Source organism: Ruegeria sp. CE8 (assembly GCF_056537465.1).
The window spans coordinates 46537-66404 of sequence record NZ_JBQFRP010000010.1; the positions used below are offsets into that span (position 1 = coordinate 46537).

Annotated in this window: 16 protein-coding genes; 3 read left to right on the forward strand and 13 right to left on the reverse strand. The window is 56.5% G+C overall.

Translation table 11 applies throughout. The annotated features are described in order from the left end of the window. Window positions 1–3: 3 nt before the first annotated feature. The gene (locus ACR0AA_RS15985; protein ID WP_480663803.1) at window positions 4–1674 is read left to right on the forward strand and encodes a thiamine pyrophosphate-binding protein; all 1671 of its coding nucleotides are present in this window, start codon (window positions 4–6) and stop codon (window positions 1672–1674) included. Between the two features lie 438 nt (window positions 1675–2112). Here the strand turns inward: ACR0AA_RS15985 and ACR0AA_RS15990 are convergent, their stop codons facing one another. Beyond that, on the reverse strand, window positions 2113–2424 hold the full coding sequence (locus tag ACR0AA_RS15990; protein WP_480756428.1) for a hypothetical protein: 312 nt from the start codon (window positions 2422–2424) through the stop codon (window positions 2113–2115). A gap of 345 nt (window positions 2425–2769) precedes the next feature. On the opposite strand from ACR0AA_RS15990, the gene ACR0AA_RS15995 reads away from it, so the two are divergent. After that, window positions 2770–3675: a LuxR C-terminal-related transcriptional regulator gene (locus ACR0AA_RS15995; RefSeq protein WP_480756429.1), complete on the forward strand. Its 906-nt coding sequence runs from the start codon at window positions 2770–2772 to the stop codon at window positions 3673–3675. Window positions 3676–3798: 123 nt separating this feature from the next. Further along, window positions 3799–4791, forward strand: a complete 993-nt coding sequence (locus tag ACR0AA_RS16000) for an MBL fold metallo-hydrolase (RefSeq protein WP_480756430.1) — start codon at window positions 3799–3801, stop codon at window positions 4789–4791. Window positions 4792–5078: 287 nt separating this feature from the next. On the opposite strand, the gene ACR0AA_RS16005 is transcribed toward ACR0AA_RS16000, so the two are convergent. The 12 genes from ACR0AA_RS16005 to ACR0AA_RS16060 form a co-directional block, all read right to left on the reverse strand. After that, window positions 5079–8255 carry an ATP-binding protein gene (locus tag ACR0AA_RS16005; protein ID WP_480663795.1) on the reverse strand — a complete coding sequence of 1059 codons (3177 nt, stop codon included), beginning with the start codon at window positions 8253–8255 and terminating at the stop codon, window positions 5079–5081. Between the two features lie 186 nt (window positions 8256–8441). Further along, complete coding sequence (locus ACR0AA_RS16010) at window positions 8442–9926, reverse strand: SpoVR family protein (protein WP_480663793.1); 1485 nt, start codon at window positions 9924–9926, stop codon at window positions 8442–8444. Further along, the gene (locus ACR0AA_RS16015; RefSeq protein WP_480663791.1) at window positions 9919–11241 is read right to left on the reverse strand and encodes a YeaH/YhbH family protein; all 1323 of its coding nucleotides are present in this window, start codon (window positions 11239–11241) and stop codon (window positions 9919–9921) included. The genes ACR0AA_RS16010 and ACR0AA_RS16015 overlap by 8 nt, the downstream gene beginning before the upstream one ends. A gap of 15 nt (window positions 11242–11256) precedes the next feature. Further along, window positions 11257–13191 (reverse strand): PrkA family serine protein kinase, encoded by a 1935-nt coding sequence (locus ACR0AA_RS16020; protein ID WP_480756431.1) that lies wholly within the window; start codon window positions 13189–13191, stop codon window positions 11257–11259. Window positions 13192–13713: 522 nt separating this feature from the next. Beyond that, a complete protein-coding gene (locus ACR0AA_RS16025) occupies window positions 13714–14112 on the reverse strand; it encodes a methylglyoxal synthase (RefSeq protein WP_480756432.1) in 399 nt (132 codons plus the stop codon). Next, window positions 14090–14617, reverse strand: a complete 528-nt coding sequence (locus tag ACR0AA_RS16030; RefSeq protein ID WP_480756433.1) for a 2,4'-dihydroxyacetophenone dioxygenase family protein — start codon at window positions 14615–14617, stop codon at window positions 14090–14092. Before ACR0AA_RS16030 ends, ACR0AA_RS16025 begins: the two co-directional genes overlap by 23 nt. Window positions 14618–14629: 12 nt before the next feature. Next, on the reverse strand, window positions 14630–15334 hold the full coding sequence (locus ACR0AA_RS16035) for an SDR family NAD(P)-dependent oxidoreductase (RefSeq protein WP_480756434.1): 705 nt from the start codon (window positions 15332–15334) through the stop codon (window positions 14630–14632). Between the two features lie 3 nt (window positions 15335–15337). Continuing rightward, window positions 15338–16255: a sugar kinase gene (locus tag ACR0AA_RS16040; protein WP_480663781.1), complete on the reverse strand. Its 918-nt coding sequence runs from the start codon at window positions 16253–16255 to the stop codon at window positions 15338–15340. 62 nt (window positions 16256–16317) lie between these two features. Then, complete coding sequence (locus ACR0AA_RS16045; protein WP_480663779.1) at window positions 16318–17508, reverse strand: L-dopachrome tautomerase-related protein; 1191 nt, start codon at window positions 17506–17508, stop codon at window positions 16318–16320. A gap of 70 nt (window positions 17509–17578) precedes the next feature. Further along, window positions 17579–18229 (reverse strand): RraA family protein, encoded by a 651-nt coding sequence (locus ACR0AA_RS16050; protein ID WP_480663777.1) that lies wholly within the window; start codon window positions 18227–18229, stop codon window positions 17579–17581. Next, window positions 18226–18885: a bifunctional 4-hydroxy-2-oxoglutarate aldolase/2-dehydro-3-deoxy-phosphogluconate aldolase gene (locus tag ACR0AA_RS16055; protein ID WP_480663775.1), complete on the reverse strand. Its 660-nt coding sequence runs from the start codon at window positions 18883–18885 to the stop codon at window positions 18226–18228. The genes ACR0AA_RS16050 and ACR0AA_RS16055 overlap by 4 nt, the downstream gene beginning before the upstream one ends. Beyond that, a complete protein-coding gene (locus tag ACR0AA_RS16060; RefSeq protein WP_480663773.1) occupies window positions 18879–19847 on the reverse strand; it encodes a C-terminal binding protein in 969 nt (322 codons plus the stop codon). The genes ACR0AA_RS16055 and ACR0AA_RS16060 overlap by 7 nt, the downstream gene beginning before the upstream one ends. Between the last annotated feature and the right edge of the window lie 21 nt (window positions 19848–19868).

The following is a 19868-nucleotide window of genomic DNA, read 5'->3' on the forward strand; positions in this document are numbered from 1 at the left end:
AACATGAACACTATCAATGGCGGCGAAGCCGTTTATCGCGTCCTGAAAGCGAACCGAATTGATACTGTGTTCGGCCTGCTGGGTGGCTCGATGCTCGAACTTTATGACGCCATGTATCAGGGCGGCGACATCGCTTATGTCGGGGCGCGGGATGAACGCGCTGCAGGGCATATGGCGGACGCCTGGGCAAGGATGACCGGCAAGCCCGGCGTCGTTCTGGGGGCGCAGGCGGGGCCCGGTGTTGTAAACCTCGTGACAAGCGTAGCCGAAGCCCATTTGGCCTATTCCCCACTGGTGGTGATCGCCGGAGCGATCACTCGCGCGGATCAGGCCAAGGACACCTTTCAGGAGGTCGACCAGGTCGCGTTGTTCGCCCCGATTTGCAAACGTTCCGTTATGGTTACGAATCCGGGCCGGCTGGCCCCTATGTTAGAGGATGCGATCCGTCTGGCCAATTCCGGGAGGCGCGGACCGGTTGTCCTGCATGTGCCCCGTGACCTTTTCGCCACCAGTGTTCCGGCAATTGATCCCGAACCGGTCAACATAGCGCGCCCCGGCCCGGCTGCGCCCGCCGATATCGCTGCAATAGCAGACCTACTAGGAGGTGCAGAACGTCCGGTAATCTTTGCCGGCGGCGGTTTCAAATGGGGCGCCGGGCGGGACGCGCTAACGACTTTGGCCGAAATACTCGAAGTGCCGGTTGTGGCATCCACGGGGCACGCAGACGTCATGCGTCACGGCCATCCCTGGTTTGCCGGTCAGGCCGGACCGCGCGGCAACCGGGTTGCGTCACGGTTGACCAAAGAAGCCGATGTCATGGTCGTTCTGGGCGCGCGATTGGGGTTCAATTCGACGTTTCATTCCAATGATTACGTTGGTGAGGAAACCCGCATAGCTCATGTCGATATCGAAGGTTCGGCCGTGGGGCGTTACTTTCCTGCAGAAATCGCCGCTCAAGGTGACGCTCGCTTGACGGCCGAGGCCTTGGCCGACAAAACCCGAAAGCCCGTCGCAGACAGCTGGCGCAAAGCATTTCGCGCCGACATGGACAGCCTGCTGAAGGAACGCGAGGAAGAGGCCAAGATCGCCACAATGCCTTTGCACCCAAGACGCGCCCTTGCTGAATTACGTGACGCATTGTCTGAAAACGCCATCGTCACGTTGGATACCGGAAATACTTGTCTGCAGGCCGCAGATCGGCTGGCGCATTACCAACCGCTTTCGTTGATCACGCCACTGGATTTTGGGCTGGTCGGATTTGGACTTGCCGCCGCCATCGGGGCCAAAGCGGCCGCACCCGAACGTCCGGTCGTGGCGATCATGGGTGATGGTGCAATCGGGTACACAATGATCGAAATCCAAACGGCCATCTCGCACAATCTGCCAATTACGATCGTCGTCCTCGACAACGAAGCCTGGGGAGCTGAGAAAGCCTATCAACAGGAGTTTTACGGCGGTCGGTTGTTGGGGGCGGAAATCGCCTCGCCCCGCTTTGATCAGTTTGCCGAAAGTTGCGGCGGCAAAGGGATTTGGGTCAACGGTCCCGGAGAAATGGGCCCTGCCCTCACACAGGCTATCGCCAGCGGCAAGACCACCGTTATTCAAGGAAAAATCGACCCCGGCGCACTGATGACTTTGCGCAAGGATCTGTTCACCGCGCAAACAGAGGATTGATAAAATAGCGACCTGAGACACTAAAACCATCGGAGGCGGAAAACGGTAACAATTCGCACCATACATTGGACGCAATTCGAGTTGTCGTTGGCAGTGTGGCAGTATCCGCGCCTTGTGCCCGAACTTGTCAGAAGGTCCAATCGAAGTAACTAGTTTCGTTACATTTACAACAGATCAGTTCTTCAACGACATGCGCAGTGTGACCCGTCGGTGCTCCGAACCAGAGTTTTTGAAGTCGGTCGGTCACACACCCTGCAAGATCATTCATTGGATGCCTCAGAATTTGACCGCACGAGTTCTGCTTTGTTGCTGACCTTCTGATCATTGCGGGTTTGGGCCCGGTTCTGTTGACTCGGATGCGAGTTCCGACGTTTATCGCCTTCGATTTACGCTCCAACAAAGGTCCGAATGCCATCTTTGCATCTGTCGCGGCAGTGGTCACTTACCTTTGGTATCAAGCGACTGAACGCCCGGATGCCGGAACAGTTTTGCCATCGCGATTAGTACCAAAACGCAGCAGATTATGGCGATCAGGAATGGCATGCGCAGATTGATTGTCATAAGAGAACCGCTGAGCGCTGTAATGGTTCCTGAGCCCAAGGCATAGATTGCAACCGTAACGCCCATCACCCAACCTTGCTCGGACGGTCCGACGCTTCCTGAGAACAGCGACAAGGTTTGCTGTGGGTCCTGCAAGATCGTGTTGAATATCGGCAGAATTAATCCAAATCCAATCACATCAATAAACACAACAAGCAAAAGCGACAAGCGTGACAGGTTTACAGCAACTACTTAAAAACAGCCCTCGAATGAAAAAACTTGAATAAAGGCCATGCTGGCAGATCAAACCGCCGAGAACACGCATTGAACGCCAAAAGTCATTCTATTGATTGCTGTGTTTTGTGTCCAATTTGACCAAAACGGGCAGCACGTCGACAGGCCAGATTGTTTGATCCAATTCCGTTCTTGCAACAGAGACCTTGCGAGATCACCCCTGCGCGGATTACGCTTGAAAGGGTTTCGCGTCGAATACTGGGATGCCATCGCTTGAAGCCTGCAATATCACAAGAAACCATCGCCAAGTGGCAGAGGATCGTGAACCTCATTGCACGGGTCGCAAACGTGCCGGCCAGTCTTGTCATGCGGACGCACGAACCCCACCATTCTGTTTTTGTCTCCAGTGTCTCAGAGGGTAATCCGTACAAGCCCGGTTGCCGTTTCACACTGAACGAAAAGCTCTATTGCTACGGGGTTTTACGCAACGACGGCGAATTGACTGTAGAAGACGCCACCTGTGATCCCGACTGGGTCGACAATGACGACATGGAACACGGGATGCGTTTCTACATCGGCTACCCGCTGAAGTGGCCAGACGGTAGTATCTTCGGAACAATCTGTGTTTTGGACACCCGCCGGAATAGGCGCGCGTTGCTTTTTCGCGAAGGTTTACAAGAGTTTGCCAGGGTCATAGAGGCAGATCTTGAGCTGTTGACCGAGATCGACAGACGCGCTGCGCTTGAATCCGAGTTGCAGGCCACGCTGGACCAATTGGAGCAGCGTGTCGCAAACCGCACCGCAGATCTTGAGGAAGCGAATGCCGCGCTGCGCGTACTTCTCAACAGCGTGGAAACATCGCGCGAAGAGTATGACGAAAAGATTCTGCGCCAGATAAAGGGGCTGGTCCTGCCTCATCTGGCGAAGCTGCGTGGCAGGCTTGACGGAGATCCTGCAGGCCGTGCCTATCTGGAACTCGCCGAGGAAAGTCTAAAATCCATCACATCGGAAATGCGCGGGCAATTGGCCACCGTCTTTGAGGCCCTGACCCCGACCGAGCAGGAAATAGCGCAGATGATTATGCGCGGTCAGACAACCAAGGACATTGCGCGCACTTTGTCGCGTGAACCAAGCACCATAGAGTTTCACCGCAACAACATTCGCGCCAAGCTTGGGTTAAAACGCAGCGGTCGGAACCTGCGAAGCCTGTTGCTATCAATTCAATAAAACATGGGGATCTCCCCAGTGTTTTCCCCTCGGTTTTTCAGTGCCTTCGACTGCAGGTGCAGTTGATACCCTTCCGTTACCCCGAAATGGACTTCGGGTTACAGGACAACAGGGAACTGAAAAATGGAAAAAGACGATTTGAACCTTAAACCGACACTCTTGCGCGGGGACAAGGACGACCTAAGCCCTGGTCTGTCCCGCCGAACCTTCTTTGCTGCAGCAGGGGCTGCCGGGGTAAGCGGAGCGGCGACGTTGCTGGGCAGCAGCCCGGCCAAGGCGCAATCTACGGACTGGACCCAACCGGGCAACAACAACGGTGTGATCGAATTGCAAAAGACAACGGGGAGTTCCGTCGAAGGCGCGGTCGGCATCGACTATTTCGGGCATTGCGCGATAAAAATCACGTCCCCCGGTGGCGCGACGGTCCTGTTCGACCCGTGGCGTGACGACCCCTCGGGCGCGTGGGGATTGTGGTTCAAGAACGAATTCCCCGAAACTCCGGTAGATATCTGCATGTCGACGCATACGCATTTCGACCACGATGCGATTCATCGCCCGGTATCGACGATGGTGCTGGACCGTATGGTCGGAAATTTCGAGTTTGCAGATATCAAAATCACTGGCCTTGCCGATAAGCATGTATGCCGCGCGCCGGGCTGGTATGATTGGACCAATGCGCTCGGCGAATTTGGCGTTCAGGCCTGCCCGCCGGACAATGTCAGCCACATGGATATGGTGGTGTACCTGATCGAAACCGGCGGAATCCGGACTTTGATCTGGGGAGATAACCGTCACAATCCGCCGCAGGAGTTTTGGGACGCAATCGGACAGGTGGATGTCCTGACATTACCTGTCGACGGGTCCCAGCATATTCTGGACTACAAACAGGGCAATGACATCGTGGAAAGGCTCAAGCCGAAGGTTATCATTCCAACGCACTACCTGAATGAAACCACCAGCTATACGCTAACTACCCTCCAACATGCGGATGACTGGGTGAAGTCCCAGAAAAGCTACAAAATGCTGGACTCCGCCAGCCTGTCGCTTGAGGCCGGTGACGTGGCCGGAATGGACCGTGAGTTCATGTATTTCGGGCATAACGCTCTGACGGCTTAACCATCACGCGAGCGCCAGGGCCAAAACGCTCTGGCGCCCAGGTGCCGACCTTAACGCCTTTCCTAAAATTGCTCATATGGCTTTGTCACGCTATGGGCAGGTTGGTGTCGGGCAACGAAAAGTTATGCTGATCCTGTTGTACATTTCCCGCATTCAGGGCTTTGGCCTCGTCGTCCCGTGATAGCTACGCTGTCGGGGTATAGCCAATTCCTGATCAAAACCCGCGGCCGGGCTAAAATTCTACTGTTAAACCGGACTACGATCAGAAACCTGTCTGACTTTACGGATCAGGCAAGCTCCGCCAGGGCTGTATCGATCCGCGTCAGCATCGGTGATCGTCCGGCAGTTTCGACGACAACACGCGCTTTCGTCAGATAGTCTCTGGCCTGCGATTTCTTTTTCTTTGCCTTGTAGAGCAGCCCCATGATCATGTCACAGCGCGCGATGTAATGACCTTTTTTGTCGAACTGCGGGTTACTCCGCACTTGTTCGATCATCGCAATCAACCGTTTTCTGCCAAACAGCGTAACCCAGATGATAGAGCGGAAGTTCTTGATCAGAACCCCGATCGAGCCACCGCCCTCGCCGGTCAGAATGGCCAGGTACATCTCGCACAGGAACAACCGCGCCCAGTCTGCCGAAACCGGAGTACCCTCATCCGTGCGCCTCTGAATGGCCCATTCGACTTGCCGCAGCCCGGCCGTGACCTGACCGTTCAACGCATATGCCACGCCCAACATCGTCGCAGGCCCGAAAGTGAACAAGGTCCACCCTTTTTCGTCGCAATCCTTTATATGCCTTTGGACGGTTTCAATCGCACCGGGTTGTTCCAGCGGGACCATGGCGGCGACACGGGCCGCTTCGGCAATGGCCTGTTCAAACTCGACCTGCGAGGCCTGCCGCGCCTTTTCCGCCATCGTCAGCGCCAGTTCATGGTCATCCGTAACCATTGCGATCAACGCTTTCATCGCGGTCCCATATCCCAGCGCCCGCGGGTCGTTCTTGGATTTGCCAAGCGCAATCATACGATCCGATGTCGCGTGCGCCCGGGCCACACGGCCACGGGTCAATTCGTTCCAACCAACCGTGGCGAGAAAAAAGTTGTGGATGTAAGCATCGTCAATTTTTGCCAGAACGGTCTCGATCTCGCGCTTTTTGGCCTCAAACCGCTCATTCGGGATCGGGGAATGATAGATCGAAACTGATAGTTCGTTGACCATGGCATAAGCGCTGGAGGAAGGATCCCTCAGGCGCTGAGCCATTTCGGTCAATTCCTGCTGCACCCAGTGCGCTTCGCGATACTTGCCATTGCACACCAGGCACGACACGTAATGGTGCAGGAACAGCGCATGGTCCTGACTGTCCCCCGCTTTTTGCAAGATCGGCCGTACGGTGCCAGCCAGTTCGATGATCGTTTTGACCCGCAACGAGATGTTGGAGCAGAGCGCGAAACTGGCCATGAACGACGCAAACTGTTCATTCGAGGCACAGTCCGGATCGCTTTGATAAAGTTCCAGCGCCGCGACAAAGAACTGGTTGGCTTCGTCCAGCGAGTACACACCCAGGCTTTTGTCCCCGGCCATCGATGTAAAGCGGAACGCCTGATCGGTGCGATTGGTTTGGCCATAATGGTGGGCCAGCGTTTCAGCCGCCTCCTGCAGCCGGTTTGCGTTGCGCACAACAAGCGCGTCGGCGATCGCCAAGTGCAACGCGGACCGGCGTGAGGGAACGAGGCTCTGGTACACCGAGTCCCGCAGCAGAACGTGTTTGAAGATATAGTCGGCCGAGTTCGCCTCGCGATACAGCACATCCTGCGCCTGCAGCCGTTGCAGAGTTGTGCCAATTTCGTCGGCATTCGCCACAATTTGGGATAGCAGACCGGGGTCAAAGCGGCGGCCGACAACGGCGGCAACCTGCAGGACCTCGCGATCCCCGGCCGCGAGACGCTCAATTCTGGCTGTCAGCAGACTGCGCATTGTAAGGGGCAATCCGCTGTCGTTGATATCCGCGTTGAAACAGACGGTTCCTCCATCGACGCGCAAAGCACCCTGATCCAGCAGAAAGCTCAGGATTTCTTCGCCGAACAGCGGGTTGCCCCCGGCGCGTTCGGTGAGTTGTTCCGCCATTCCGTCCGGCAGGTCGGACACACCCAGACGGCCCTGGGCCAGATCCCCAAAATCCGCAACCGTCAACGGATTCAGCGCGACTGTTGTCACACCACTTTTGCCAAGCCATTCCGGTGTGTATTCCGGCCGCCGTGTTTGAATGATTAGCAGGTTCGAAATTTCGGGGTCTTCAAGCACGATCGCCATCAGATCTTTCGAAGAGGTGTCGATCCAATGGGCATCTTCGATCACCAGAACGACCCAGTCTGTTGCGCATTTCTTCTTGAGCAGGGTTGTCAGCAATTCGCGGATGCGCAACCCGATTAGAACGCCGTCGAGACCATCCAACGACCCTTCGGGCGCTTTGAACCCCAGAAGGCTCATCAGAAGGCCCAGATTTTGCTGAGAATACAGCCCGAAATTCTCAAGCCCCGCTTCTAGTTTTGCCTGAACTCGCAGCGGATTGTGCCGGTCGCTGATGTGAAAGGACTTTTTGACGATTTCCAAAAAGGGCAGGAACGGTACCTGTTGACCGTCGGGATAACAATGTCCCGTCAGGACGGTGACTTCGTCGGCCGGCACCCGGTGAACAAATTCGTAGACAAGGCGCGATTTCCCCAAACCCGGTTCGGACACCAAGTCAACGACTGTTCGCTCGGATTTTGATCGCAGCAAGGCTGCGGACATCGCATCCAGTTCACCCAACCGACCGACGTAGTCGCTCAACCCGCGCGCGACTGACGCATCAAAGCGCGTCGCGCCTTCGTTGATGGCTTTCAGCTGCCAGATCTTTTGCGGCGCGGACAAACCCTTGATCGTGTGCTCGCCGAAAAAGCTGAGATCGGAAACCCATTCGACCAGATCGCGGGTGGTGTCGCAAAGGAGGCTGCCTCCGGATGGCGCAAGATTTTCAAGACGTGCCGCCAGATTAACCGTGCTGCCAACCGCCGTCGTCGGCCCGAATTCCCCCTGAACCGCCGCCATCAACACATTGCCTGAACTGACACCGACACGCATTTCCGGGCGCACACCAAAGCGCTTGTCAAACTCTGCCGCGGCGGATTTGAAGGCTGCGTGGATTGCCAAAGCGGTCCGGCAGGCTCGCAGGGCCGGGTCCTCAAGCGCGTCAGGGATACCGAACAACGCCATTATGCTGTCACCGGCAAAATCACGAACCGTGCCGCCGTTTCCTTCGACCGCGCGGACCAGCGTGTCATAGACCTTGCGCACGAATTCAAGCGCTTTTTCTTCGTCCAAACTGGCAACGATGGCAGTGTAGCCGACCATATCGGAGAACAGAACCGAAACTTGGCGTCGTTGCGCCTGATCCGCAGGTGTCCGCGATGGTGTATCCGTCATATTCCCCATTTAAGTTATGGGTCTACAACACCCGATCTGACCCCACCATAGTTTGCGGGCGAAACAGTAATTAGCACGTTCAAATGGCGGCGAGAGTGTCACGGCAGCCACAGAAGCTGTACTGTTAACTGGCGCTGATACAGTTTTTTCGTCAATCTGGACCCAGAGTGTGCAGCACAACCTTTGCTAGTTTTCGAACGCCGCATCGAAACCCCAGATTTGCCGTAGATGGCCCAAAGTCGCTTCGCAGGCCTTTTGGTCCAGTGGCACTCCGTTGCGCACGGAGTGTTGTAACCTGAGGTGGCGATCCCCCATTAAGTCCACGTCGACGATCTGAATATCGGGGTCGTGTTCCGCAGTGTCGAAGCTGCGCGCCAGAGTGTCACGCACCTGATGATATCCGCGTTCGTCATGAATCGCGTCGACTGTGTAGAAGGGTTTTCCGTCGTCATCGGTCAGCGAGAACATGCGGAACCGGCGCATGACATTGGGGCTGAGGAATTGCTGAACAAAGCTTTCATCGCGATAGTTGGCCCAGGCGTCCTTTAAAACTTCACGCCACGCGCGACTGCCCGCAATGTCCGGAAACCACTCCCGGTCCTCCTCGGTCGGGTCGGAGCAGATGCGCTGGATATCCTGCATCATCGCGAACCCCAGCGCATAAGGGTTGATCCCCATCGCGTTCGGGGCGTCAAAGTCGGGCTGCGTCAGCACGTTGGTATGGCTGTGCAAAATTTCGAGCATTGCTCCATCCGTCAGTAGACCGGCGCTGTGCAACTGGTTGGTGATGTAATAGTGGACGAAGCAGGCGCATCCTTCATTCATCACCTTGGTCTGACGCTGCGGGTAAAAATACTGCGCGATGTTGCGAACGATGCGCAGAACTTCACGCTGCCAGGACTCCAGAACCGGGCTGTGACGCTCGACGAAATAGAGCAGGTTTTCTTCCGGAAGCCCCATTTCGCGCTTGCGTTTCTGCGCCTCTTCATCGGTTTTTGACGACTGCATGGGATGATCGAAGGCGTCCCACAGGTAATGTACCGCTCGCTCTTCTTCGATTCGCCGCTCACGCTGCCGGGTTCTCTCATCTGCAAGCGATGAATGGGGGGGTCGCCGGTGCCGGAAAACGCTCGACGGCATGAGCGCATGGGCCGCATCGAGTAAATGTTCAACCTCACGTTCACCGTGCTGTTCTTCGCATTGGGCAATAAAACCGCGTGCGTAGTCGAGGTAGTCGAGAATACCCTGCGCATCGCTCCACTGGCGAAACAGGTGGTTGTTCTTGAAGAAGTGATTGTGTCCGAAGGCCGCGTGGGCAATCACAAGGACCTGAAGTGCCATCGTGTTGTCTTCGAGGCAGTACGAGATACAGGGGTCGGAATTGATCACGATCTCATAGGCAAGACCGTTTGCGCCTTTGCTATAGGCTTTCTCTTCGTGAACGAAACGCTTCCCAAAAGACCAGTGCCGGTACATGAGCGGCATCCCGGTCGACGAATAGGCATCCAGCATTTGTTGATACGAGATAATTTCGATTTGGTTCGGGTAGACGTCAAGTTCGAGTTCGTCGATCGCCACGCGCTCGATCGCGTCATAGCTGCGGTGGATGGTATCGAAATCCCACTCTGCTCCTTCAAACAGCGGTCGCTTTGCATCAGTCCCATCAGCCATTGGAAACTCCGTTCGTCTTGCGCGCAAACAGCTCATGCAAAACCGGGTAGATGTCACTGGCGCGCGCGATCCTTTTCATGGCGAAGTTTGGCCAGGTTTCAGCGACCTGCCGATAAGAGCGCCACAGCTCCATACCGTTATCTTCGCTGTTCATCAGATTGGCCTCGGTCTCGTCAACGATTTCCGTGTAGGCAAAATACTGGCAGCACTTCATCAGTTCACTGTTCAGCAGGTCAGCGCACAGTTGGGAATCTCCACTGAAATTCTCACCATCGGATGCTTGCGCGGCATAAATGTTCCACAATGAGGGCGGGTAGCGGGCGTCGATTATCTTTTTCATCTCATTGAGCGCACTGCTCACGACCGTGCCGCCGGTTTGGCGAGAGTGAAAAAAGGTATCCTCATCTACTTCGGTCGCGACCTGGGTGTGGCGGATGAAGACAAGCTCGATCTTGTCGTAGCGTTGTTTGAGGAAAAGATGCAGCAGGACGAAGAACTGCTTGGCAAGGCTCTTCTCCCGCTCGCCCATCGAGGCCGAAACATCCATCAGGCAGAACATCACCGCATTCGACGCCGGCTCGGGACGCATCTCGAAATACTTGTAACGCACATCCAAGGGATCAATGTAGGGAACGATCTGGCGTCGCCGGAGCAACTTGTCGAGTTCTTCGCGCAGCAAGTGCGTTTCCGCTTTTCGCGCCGCATCTGGCTTTTCCAGCGCCTCCAGTTCTTCAACCTGGTCAGTAAGAGCCTGTATCGCGGCGTTTGTCGGACGCCGCATTGCGAGCCGCCGGCCAAAAGCATTGCGCATCGTTCGCGAAACACTGAGATTGGCGGGCGTTCCCGCGGCAGTATAGCCCATGCGATGGGGTTTGGAGACGGTAACCTCTTTCAGGCTGTGCTTGACCATGTCGGGCAGTTCGAGATCCTCGAAGAACATGGCAAGAAACTCGTCCCGCGACAGAACGAACATAAACTCGTCGTCGCCTTCTCCGTCGGGGGCACCCTCACGTCCCCCTTGCCCGGCCTGGCCCGCTGGCGGTTTCTTGAGCCGGTCACCCGCCTTGAACTTCTTGTTTCCGGTCAGAACCTGGTGTCTGGTACCACCTTTGATGTCATGCTGAAAATGCGGTTCCCCGATCCCTTCTGACGGGACCGAGATGTTTTCCTGCTGTCCGACATCGGCGATTTTTCTGTTCCGGACACTTTCGTCAACCGCCTTTTTGACGGCAGAGCGAACCCGGCGCAGAAACCGCCTGCGGTTCCCAAGGTTCTTATCCTTGGGGTTCAGCCTTCGGTCGATGAAATGGGCCATTTTAGCATAGACTCCTCATCCTGCCTTGTTGACCCGCATGTACCATTCAACCAAGCGCCTGACCTGTCGGCGCGTGTATCCGCGACCGATCATGCGATCGATGAACTCGTTATGCTTGGCTTCAGTTTCCTTATCCCGCTTGGCACCAAAACTGATGACCGGCAGCAAGTCCTGAATCTGACCGAACATGCGCTTTTCGATGACCCTTCTCAGCTTTTCATATTTGCGCCAGTCAGGGTTACGACCGCGATTGTTGGCCCGTGCGCGCAGCACGAATTTGACCACTTCGTTCCGGAAATCCTTGGGGTTGGAAATTCCGGCCGGTTTTTCAATCTTTTCAAGCTCCTGTTCCAGAACGCTGCGATTGAGGATCTGGCCGGTATCCGGGTCCTTGAAGTCCTGATCTTCAATCCAGGCATCAGCAAAGGCGATGTATCTGTCGAACAGGTTCTGACCAAAGTCGGAATAGGATTCCAGATAGGCTTTCTGGATCTCGTTCCCGATGAATTCCGCGTAGCGCGGCGACAGGTCGTCCTTCATGAAAGACAGGTACCGGCTCTCGACCTCGTCAGGGAATTGTTCGCGTTTCACCGCCTGTTCAAGAACATAGAGCAGGTGAACCGGATCGGCGCCGACTTCCTCGGTGTCGTGGTTGAAGGTCTCGGACAGTACCTTGAACGCGAAGCGGGTCGATGTGCCCGTCATCCCTTCATCCACCCCGGCCGCATCCCGGTATTCCTGCACGGAACGAGCCTTGGGATCGGTATCCTTCAGTGTTTCACCATCATAGACGCGGAGTTTGGAAAATGTCGGCGAGTTTTCGTGTTCCTTCAACCGTGTCAGGACGCTGAACTGGCTCAGGATGGACAGCGTTTCCGGTGCACATGGGGAGTCGCCCAGACTGCTTTCCTCAAGCAATTTCTCGTAAATCTGGGTTTCGTCTGAGGCACGCAGGCAATAGGGCACCTTGACCAGACTGATCCGATCCAGGAAGGCCTCGTTATTCTTGTTGTTTTTGAACTGCTGCCATTCCGCTTCATTCGAATGCGCAACTATCACACCCTGGAAGGGGAAAGCACCGATGTTCTCTGTGCCCGCGTAAGACCCCTCTTGCGTAGCGGTCAGCAACGGATGCAGCACCTTGATCGGCGCCTTGAACATCTCCACGAATTCCATCAATCCCTGCGTGGTGCGGTTCAGAGCACCGGAATAGGAATAAGCGTCCGGGTCGTTCTGGCTGAATTCCTCCAGCTTGCGTATGTCGAGCTTCCCAACAAGCGAAGAAATGTCCTGGTTGTTTTCATCGCCTGGCTCAGTCTTCGCAACACAAATCTGGCGCAGTTTCGACGGATAGAGTTTGACAACCGAAAACTTGGAAATATCGCCGTCGAACTCTTGTAAACGCTTTACGGCCCAAGGCGAAATCAATCCGTTCAACAGCCGTTTGGGGATATTGTACCTGTTCTCCAGCAAATCTCCCATTCGCGCGCGGTCAAATAGGCCAAGCGGCGATTCAAAGATTGGGCTGAGCTCGTCACCTGCCCGCAGCACATAGATTGGCTGCCGCTCCATCAGGTTTTTGAGTATCTCGGCAAGCGTTGACTTGCCTCCACCGACCGGCCCCAGCAGATAGAGGATTTGTTTGCGTTCCTCGAGTCCCTGGCTGGCATGGCGGAAAAAGCCAACGATACGCTCAATGGTTTCCTCGACGCCATATATGTCCTGGAAGGGTTCGTATCGCTTGATTGTTCGATTAAGAAATATGCGACTAAGCCGAGCCTCCTGGCTGGTATCGATAAGCTCTGGCTCGCCAATCGCAGCGACCATCCGCTCGGCTGCGGTAGCCCGCATAGTCGGGTCTTCACGACATTCCAGCAAGTAGTCCTGCAATGTCATTTCGATGAGCTTGGTCCGCCCATACTCTTCTGCAAACTGCTCGAAAATCTCCATCTCAACAATTCCTCTAGGTTTCGTACTCCTTCGTCCCAGCGCGCTAAGTTCATCCTAGTCTACCACAAAATTGGTCCGTAATTGTTTAATTTCTAATCACAATTTGTTTCCCACCCGACGCTTTGTTGAAATTTACGATCATTTGAGCGTTCGCAACGCCTCACCGCACGCCCATTTTACAGCCTGCACCGTTGCATTCAGAACGCTGAATGAGTGATTAAATTAAGGGTGATGTTAAGCGGATATGTCCATTAAAAATCCACCGGCCGATGGTAGGCCTGACCACTCGAGAATTAAGGCGACGTAAGCCGCAATTTTCCAAGCGCCGAAGGTTGTGCCGGTTTTTTTGAGACCAAGAACCTCTGCTTGCAAAGCGCGCCTCTGCAAGAAGCCATAGATTAGCTTTCAACTGGAAAACGCCATTCGCTGCACAGGCGCAAACATCTAACTCGATGCATGACCATCACTCGCTCGTTTCGGTCATGGCGAAATTCGTTAGCAGCCAGTCAGCCCTTACTGACTTCACAGGTGAAATATCCCGTTCAGAACGAAATCCGCTGTACTCGGGCTACTTGCAAAAGGCAGGTCATAAACAATCGCCAGCCGACTCAGGGCTTTGACATCCACGTCGTGAGGCATCGGCGACATTGGGTCGATGAAAAAGAACAGACCGTCCAATCGACCCTCGCAGATCATCGCGCCAAGCTGCTGGTCTCCGCCCAGCGGGCCGCTGTTAAGCGCGGTGACCTGAAGATCGGGCAAAGCGTCGCTGATGCGGCCACCAGTGGTTCCGGTGGCGAATAGATGCGCCTGACGCAGGGTGTCAGCGTGGGATCGGGCCCATTCGACCATCATGTCTTTCTTGGCGTCATGGGCAACCAGAGCCAGATTCAGCGGTCTATCTGATGAATTGTTCGACATAGTCCGCCCCCAAACCAACCTCCTCATAGTGCTTACGGCACATGTCGATTTTGGTAAAGACGTCCTCGTAGCCCATGGTTTTACCCCATGGGTCGACGTAGAGCATAACGCCGTTGACCTGGAAGTAGGTGATCATCTCGTCGACATCTTCGGGAACAACCAGCGTGTGGGTTTCGCCCGGTGGCTCGAACACATAGCCGCCTTCCTGCGCCACCCAGTCATGTTCCAGATAATGCCAACGGCCTTTCAGAACAAAGCCGTGAACGGGCTGGGGGTGCCGATGTCGCGACAGAACCCCGGATTTCCGCACCCGCAGCAGGTTCATCCAGTACCCTTGCGACCGGTTCAGGCACAGCGGCCGGAATGAGACGTTTTCGGTTTGCGGCACCCAGACACGCTCATCCGCGGCCACGGCGTCAGGGATGACAATCTCATCCTGCGCGTCCTTGGGGAAAGGCAGCTGGTACGGCATTCTTGGATCGTCATCATGTCCTTGTACTGGCATCAGATGTCCTCCTCACATTGCTGAATAGCCACCGTCCACGGGATAAATGGCGCCCGTCACGAAAGCAGCCTCATCCGACAGCAGCCACGCGACCAACGCCCCCACTTCCGCAGGTTTTCCCCAGCGATCCAGCGGCGTCCGGCTCAGGATTGGTTGGTTGCGGGCCGGATCGGCGCGCAGGGCCTCTGTCATTTCGGTTTCGATCCAACCCGGAGCGACCGCATTGACTCGTACACCATCTAGTGCCCATTTCCCGGCAAGCGACTTGGTCAGCTGCGCCACCCCGCCCTTACTTGCGGAATAGGCCGGAACCAGAGGCCCGCCGAAAAAGCTTAGCATTGACGCGGTGTTCACGATGGCCCCGCCTGATGCGGCCAAAAGCGGGTGCGCTGCCAGACAACATCGCATCGTGCCGGTCAGGTTGATGTCGATCACCGTTTCGAAGGTTTCGATTTCATATTCCGCACCGCGGGCTAGAACGCCGGCGCAATTGACCAAACCGTCCAATTTTTCAATCCCTCCGAAAAATACGGTGACGGCCTGAGTATCCCGCACGTCCAGCTGCACAAAGGTCTCGTCAGGGTATTGCGCAGCGCAGGCGGCAACCTCGTCTGCGCCAACGCCGGTCGCCGTCACACACCAACCCTTGCGGCGCAATTCACCCGCGATACCAGCGCCAATGCCGCGGGTGCCGCCAATGACAACGGCGTGTTTCATGGGTTAGTCTCCTTCCGCTAGAAACGCCTCGACCGCGTCCTTGCGCGGCATTGGGGCGACTGCGCCATACCCTTGGGTCGACAGGGCAGCGGCGGCGTTGGCATAGCGTGCGGCCTGAAACGGGTCATCGCCCGCAACAATACGAGACAGGAAGGCACCGTCAAATGTGTCGCCCGCAGCCGTGGCATCCACCGCTTCGACCTGGCGGCCTTTGACACGCTCGCGCTTGTCAGGTGTCGCAACCAAGGTCCCTTCGGCCCCCAGCGTCAGAGCGACAATTGTTGCCCCTATATTCAGGTAGTAGTCTGCGATGGCATCCGGGTCGGAAAGGCCAGTCAGTTGCTCGGCATCATCCAAACCTGGAAGGGCGATATCGCACTGTGACATGGCGGCATGCGTTACGGCGCGCGCGCGCTCGATCGGCCAGAGCTTTAGGCGTAGATTGGTGTCGTAGGACACAAGGCCTCCGACATCTTTCACGATCTGGATAGCGCGAAACACAGCATCAGCCGCAACATCCGATATCGCCTGACTGATGCCCGAAACATGCAGAATCTTGGCCGATTGCAAGGCGGCTACCGGCAGATCTTCCGGCCCCATCCGGCTGCTGGCAGACCCCGCGCGGAAATAGCTGAATTCATGCCCGTTTACGCTGTGGGTTACAAAGTAGACACCGGTATGTGCGTCCGTAACCTGGCGGACGGTCGACGTATCCACTTTTTCGGCCTGCCAAAGATCCATGAACGAATTGCCGAAGGTATCCGCCCCGATATGCGTCACGTATCCAACGGATGCACCCTGACGCGCAGCGGCGATGGCACAATTCGACGTGTCGCCGCCATGTCCGGGCAGGTAGTTCCCGTCGGGCTGCTGATTGAACTCCAGCATCGGTTCGCCAAGGCAGAGAATATCCGGGGTCATTGGTGTCTCATTTCCGAAAAAAGGGGTCAGCCACGAAAGGCTGACCAAGATGTATGGGAGGATTATTCGGCCGTATAGCTTTGGCCGACACCCGGAATCTTCCAGATACGGAAGTTCGGGATTTCGGGGTCTTCAAAATTCATGTCGCCATCGACCCAGACATGCAGGTGGTTCGACACCACATACATTTCGCCATCCGGACCCCAAGCCAGCGTGTCGGGCCAGTTCATTTCCGGATGGTGGACGAAACGACTGACTTCGCGCGTGGATTCATCGAACTTCATAATCCCGTCCAAGGACAATGCGGTCATGTAGATGTTGCCCGCATTGTCAGCGGTCATCCCGTCGGTGTTCGAAGGCAGCACTGCGGCAACCTCAACCGCGTTTTCGATCACGGTTTCATTGGTCTCGAAATCACGCAGGATTTCGGTCGGCAGGCTATACAGATGATTGCCGGTCAGGTTGGTCCAGTAGAGCGTTTCCTTGTCGCCCGACAACGCTATGCCGTCGGCACCCGTGCGCATCCCGCCCTCTTTCAGAACAGGACGGTTGTCGATGTTGAAGAAGAAATTCGGCTCATCATTGGTGAACCGGTGCTGATCCAGAATGCGGCGCACCGAATTGGTGTTGCTGTCATAGACAATCAGACCGCCATGTAGCGGGTCACAAAAAATACCGCTGTCCGCGATATAGGCAAAGCCGGTATCGTTATCGACGGCCAGATCGTTCAGGAAGGAACACTGGCGGTCCGCTTCTTCCGCCGTAAACATATAGCGCTGGATTTCCTTGTTCTCTTTCAGATCCCAAAGCACCAGCTTGGCGTCACCGTCTTCGAACGGAGGGCCGGCCACGTGGCCCTGATCCAGGATCCACATCACATCGTTACGGTCGATCTCAAAACCCAGCACAGCCTTCAGGCCATCAGGGTTGGACATGCTATTCATTTCCTCTGACGGAAACGCCTCCAGCTCCCACGTGTCGCCGCTCTTGACCAGCTTGGAGACTGTCGAGGGGATCTCGGCCCCGCCCCAGCGCGCGGTGGACAAATAGATGTTGCCCTGGCTGTCGACCTTGGCGCCCTGGACCAGCGCTTTGCCGAAAATCTCGCTGCCTTCCCAGGCGGATTTTGTCGCCTCGTCCTTGACGGCATAGGGCAGACTGTTCCATTCCGCGACGACCTCGGGCCCGTTCGCGAGCGCCGGGGTGGCCAGAACGGCGGTAATGGCCACCGTGTTGAGCATTCGTTTCAGCATGTATTCCTCCCTTGCTGTGCTCTGGTGTCCCGCAGGTTGTTGCGAGCAACCTGCGGGACAGTTTGTTGTTTTAGATGCGGCCGTATTTCGCCAGACCTTCGCGCAGCGAACCGGTTTCGATGATCAGACGGGCCTGTTCCGCTTCGCGTTCGTCGATCTCGCGTGCCATTTCCAGAACCGCTTCGGCATAATCTCGCGGGACGGCGACTGCGCCATCGATATCGGCCACGATAATGTCGCCCGGATGGACGATCACACCGCCCATGTCGACTTCAACGTTCGAGGCCAGTGTCCGGATGCGACCCAGCGTAGTGCCCGGGCTGACACAGCGGGAATAGACCGGGAAGTCATAGTCGCGTTTGATTTCAACCAGATCGCGGACGCCACCGTCTAGGACAGCGCCTTCATGTTTGTTGGCAACAGCTCCGGCGGTCATCAGACCACCCCACAGCGCCACATCGGTGGTGCCGTTGGTCGAGATCACGATGACCGAACCGGCCTCGGATTCATCGATTGCATCTAACGCGTGTTGCGGCGGCAGGAATTCATCGGTCGGACCTTCCAGGATCGTCAAGGCTGGGCCGACGATCTTCTTTTCATTGATCCGGGGTTTGATCGAGGCGGGCAGAAATCCAGTCTTGCCCGCAACCTTGTCCACGGCATCGGCGACGGATGCGGTAGCCACGTCGCGAAACCCGGCAACGAGTTCTTGGGTGTTCATGAGAGTATCCTCTTACGTTGGGAAGATTGAAAGGATGCAGCCGTGAGGGCTGCGTTGATTTGTGCGCGGGCCAGGTCGATGTGACCGGCCTCTAGCGCCTGGGCGGGCAGCAGATTGCCACCCATGCCAACGCAAAGCGCACCGGCGTTCAAATAGGATTGCGCAGTGTCAGGTGACACGCCGCCAGTCGGCATCAGGGCGAGACCGGGAAACACGGATTTGACGGCCTTCAGGAAGCCGGGCCCACCGGCAGCATCGGCCGGAAAAATCTTGATCACTGCAGCGCCGTTTTCCACATGATGCTGAACCTCGCCCGGTGTCATTGCACCGGGCAGATATGGCACTTTTGCAGCCTTGGCTTCCCGTGCGGCGGCATCGCTCCAACACGGAGAGACGACAAACTCGGCTCCGGCCGCCAACACCATGTCAGCCTCACGAGCGTCCAGAACCGTTCCGGCACCAGTACAGATCGCAGGGTAGCGTTTCCGCAGCTCGACAATCAGCGCAGCGGAATCCGGAACCGTCGTGGTGATCTCCAATGCGCGTATTCCGGCCTCGGCAAGCAACTCGCAGGCTGTCAAAGCGATCTCGGGGTTGCTGTGGCGAATTACCGGGACAATTTGTGCAGAACGTAATGTTTCGACCAATTCTACCATTTGTTCACCCAGTGATCGGGATGCTCATCATTCAGAACCTTGGCGACCTCGCGCGCCGCGCATCGCTGCAGCACTGCGACCGAGCGTTCCGAGTACCAAGCGGCGTGATCTGACACGACGGTGTTGCGGCAATGCAGCAGTGGATTGTCCGGCGCGACCGGCTCCTGTTCGAACACGTCGATACCAGCCCCGAAAATGCGCCCTTGGTTCAGGGCTTCAGCCAACGCTGCTTCATCCACCAGCCCGCCGCGAGAGACGTTGATCACGACCGAAGTCGGTTTCATTAGCCCTATTTGAGCGGCGTCCAGAATATGCCGCGTCTCGGGCGTCAGCGGCGCATGCAGGCTGACCACGTCGGCCGCTTTGCACAGATCGGTCAGATTGACCTTTTGCACATCGGCGGCGGCGGCCGCGTGGTTCGTCAGATAGGGGTCAAACACCCGGACCGATGTGAAACCCAGCGCACGAAATTTCTGCGCCGCCTGCAACCCGATCTTGCCGCAGCCGATCAGACCCAGAACAGCGTTTTCGCGGCTGGGGATCAGGGCAGCCTGACCAATACCCCACTGGCCTTGCCGCACCTCGCCATCGCGGGACGGAATGCGCCGCTGCACCGCCAGATACAGCGCCAGCGCATGCTCGCTGACTTCATTTTCAGCGCCATAGTCAGGCACATTGGCCACGTAGATGGCACGCGAACGGGCGTAATCCAGATCGATATTGTCGACGCCCACCCCATAGCGGACGACGACTTTCAGGTTCGGGCAGGCATCGATCACCGCCGCATCCACGGTGCGTTCCCGCACCAGGATGGCGACCGGATCCAGAGCCTGCAAAGCCGGGACCGCCTCAGTATCCGGTGTGACCGGCGCGATCTGAGCGCCCTGCGCGGCCAGCACCGAGGCCTCGGTGTCATAGGTGGCATAGCCGGGTTCAAGGATTGCTATGGTCTGGCGGGTCATGTGACGGTCCCTTGGCATCGG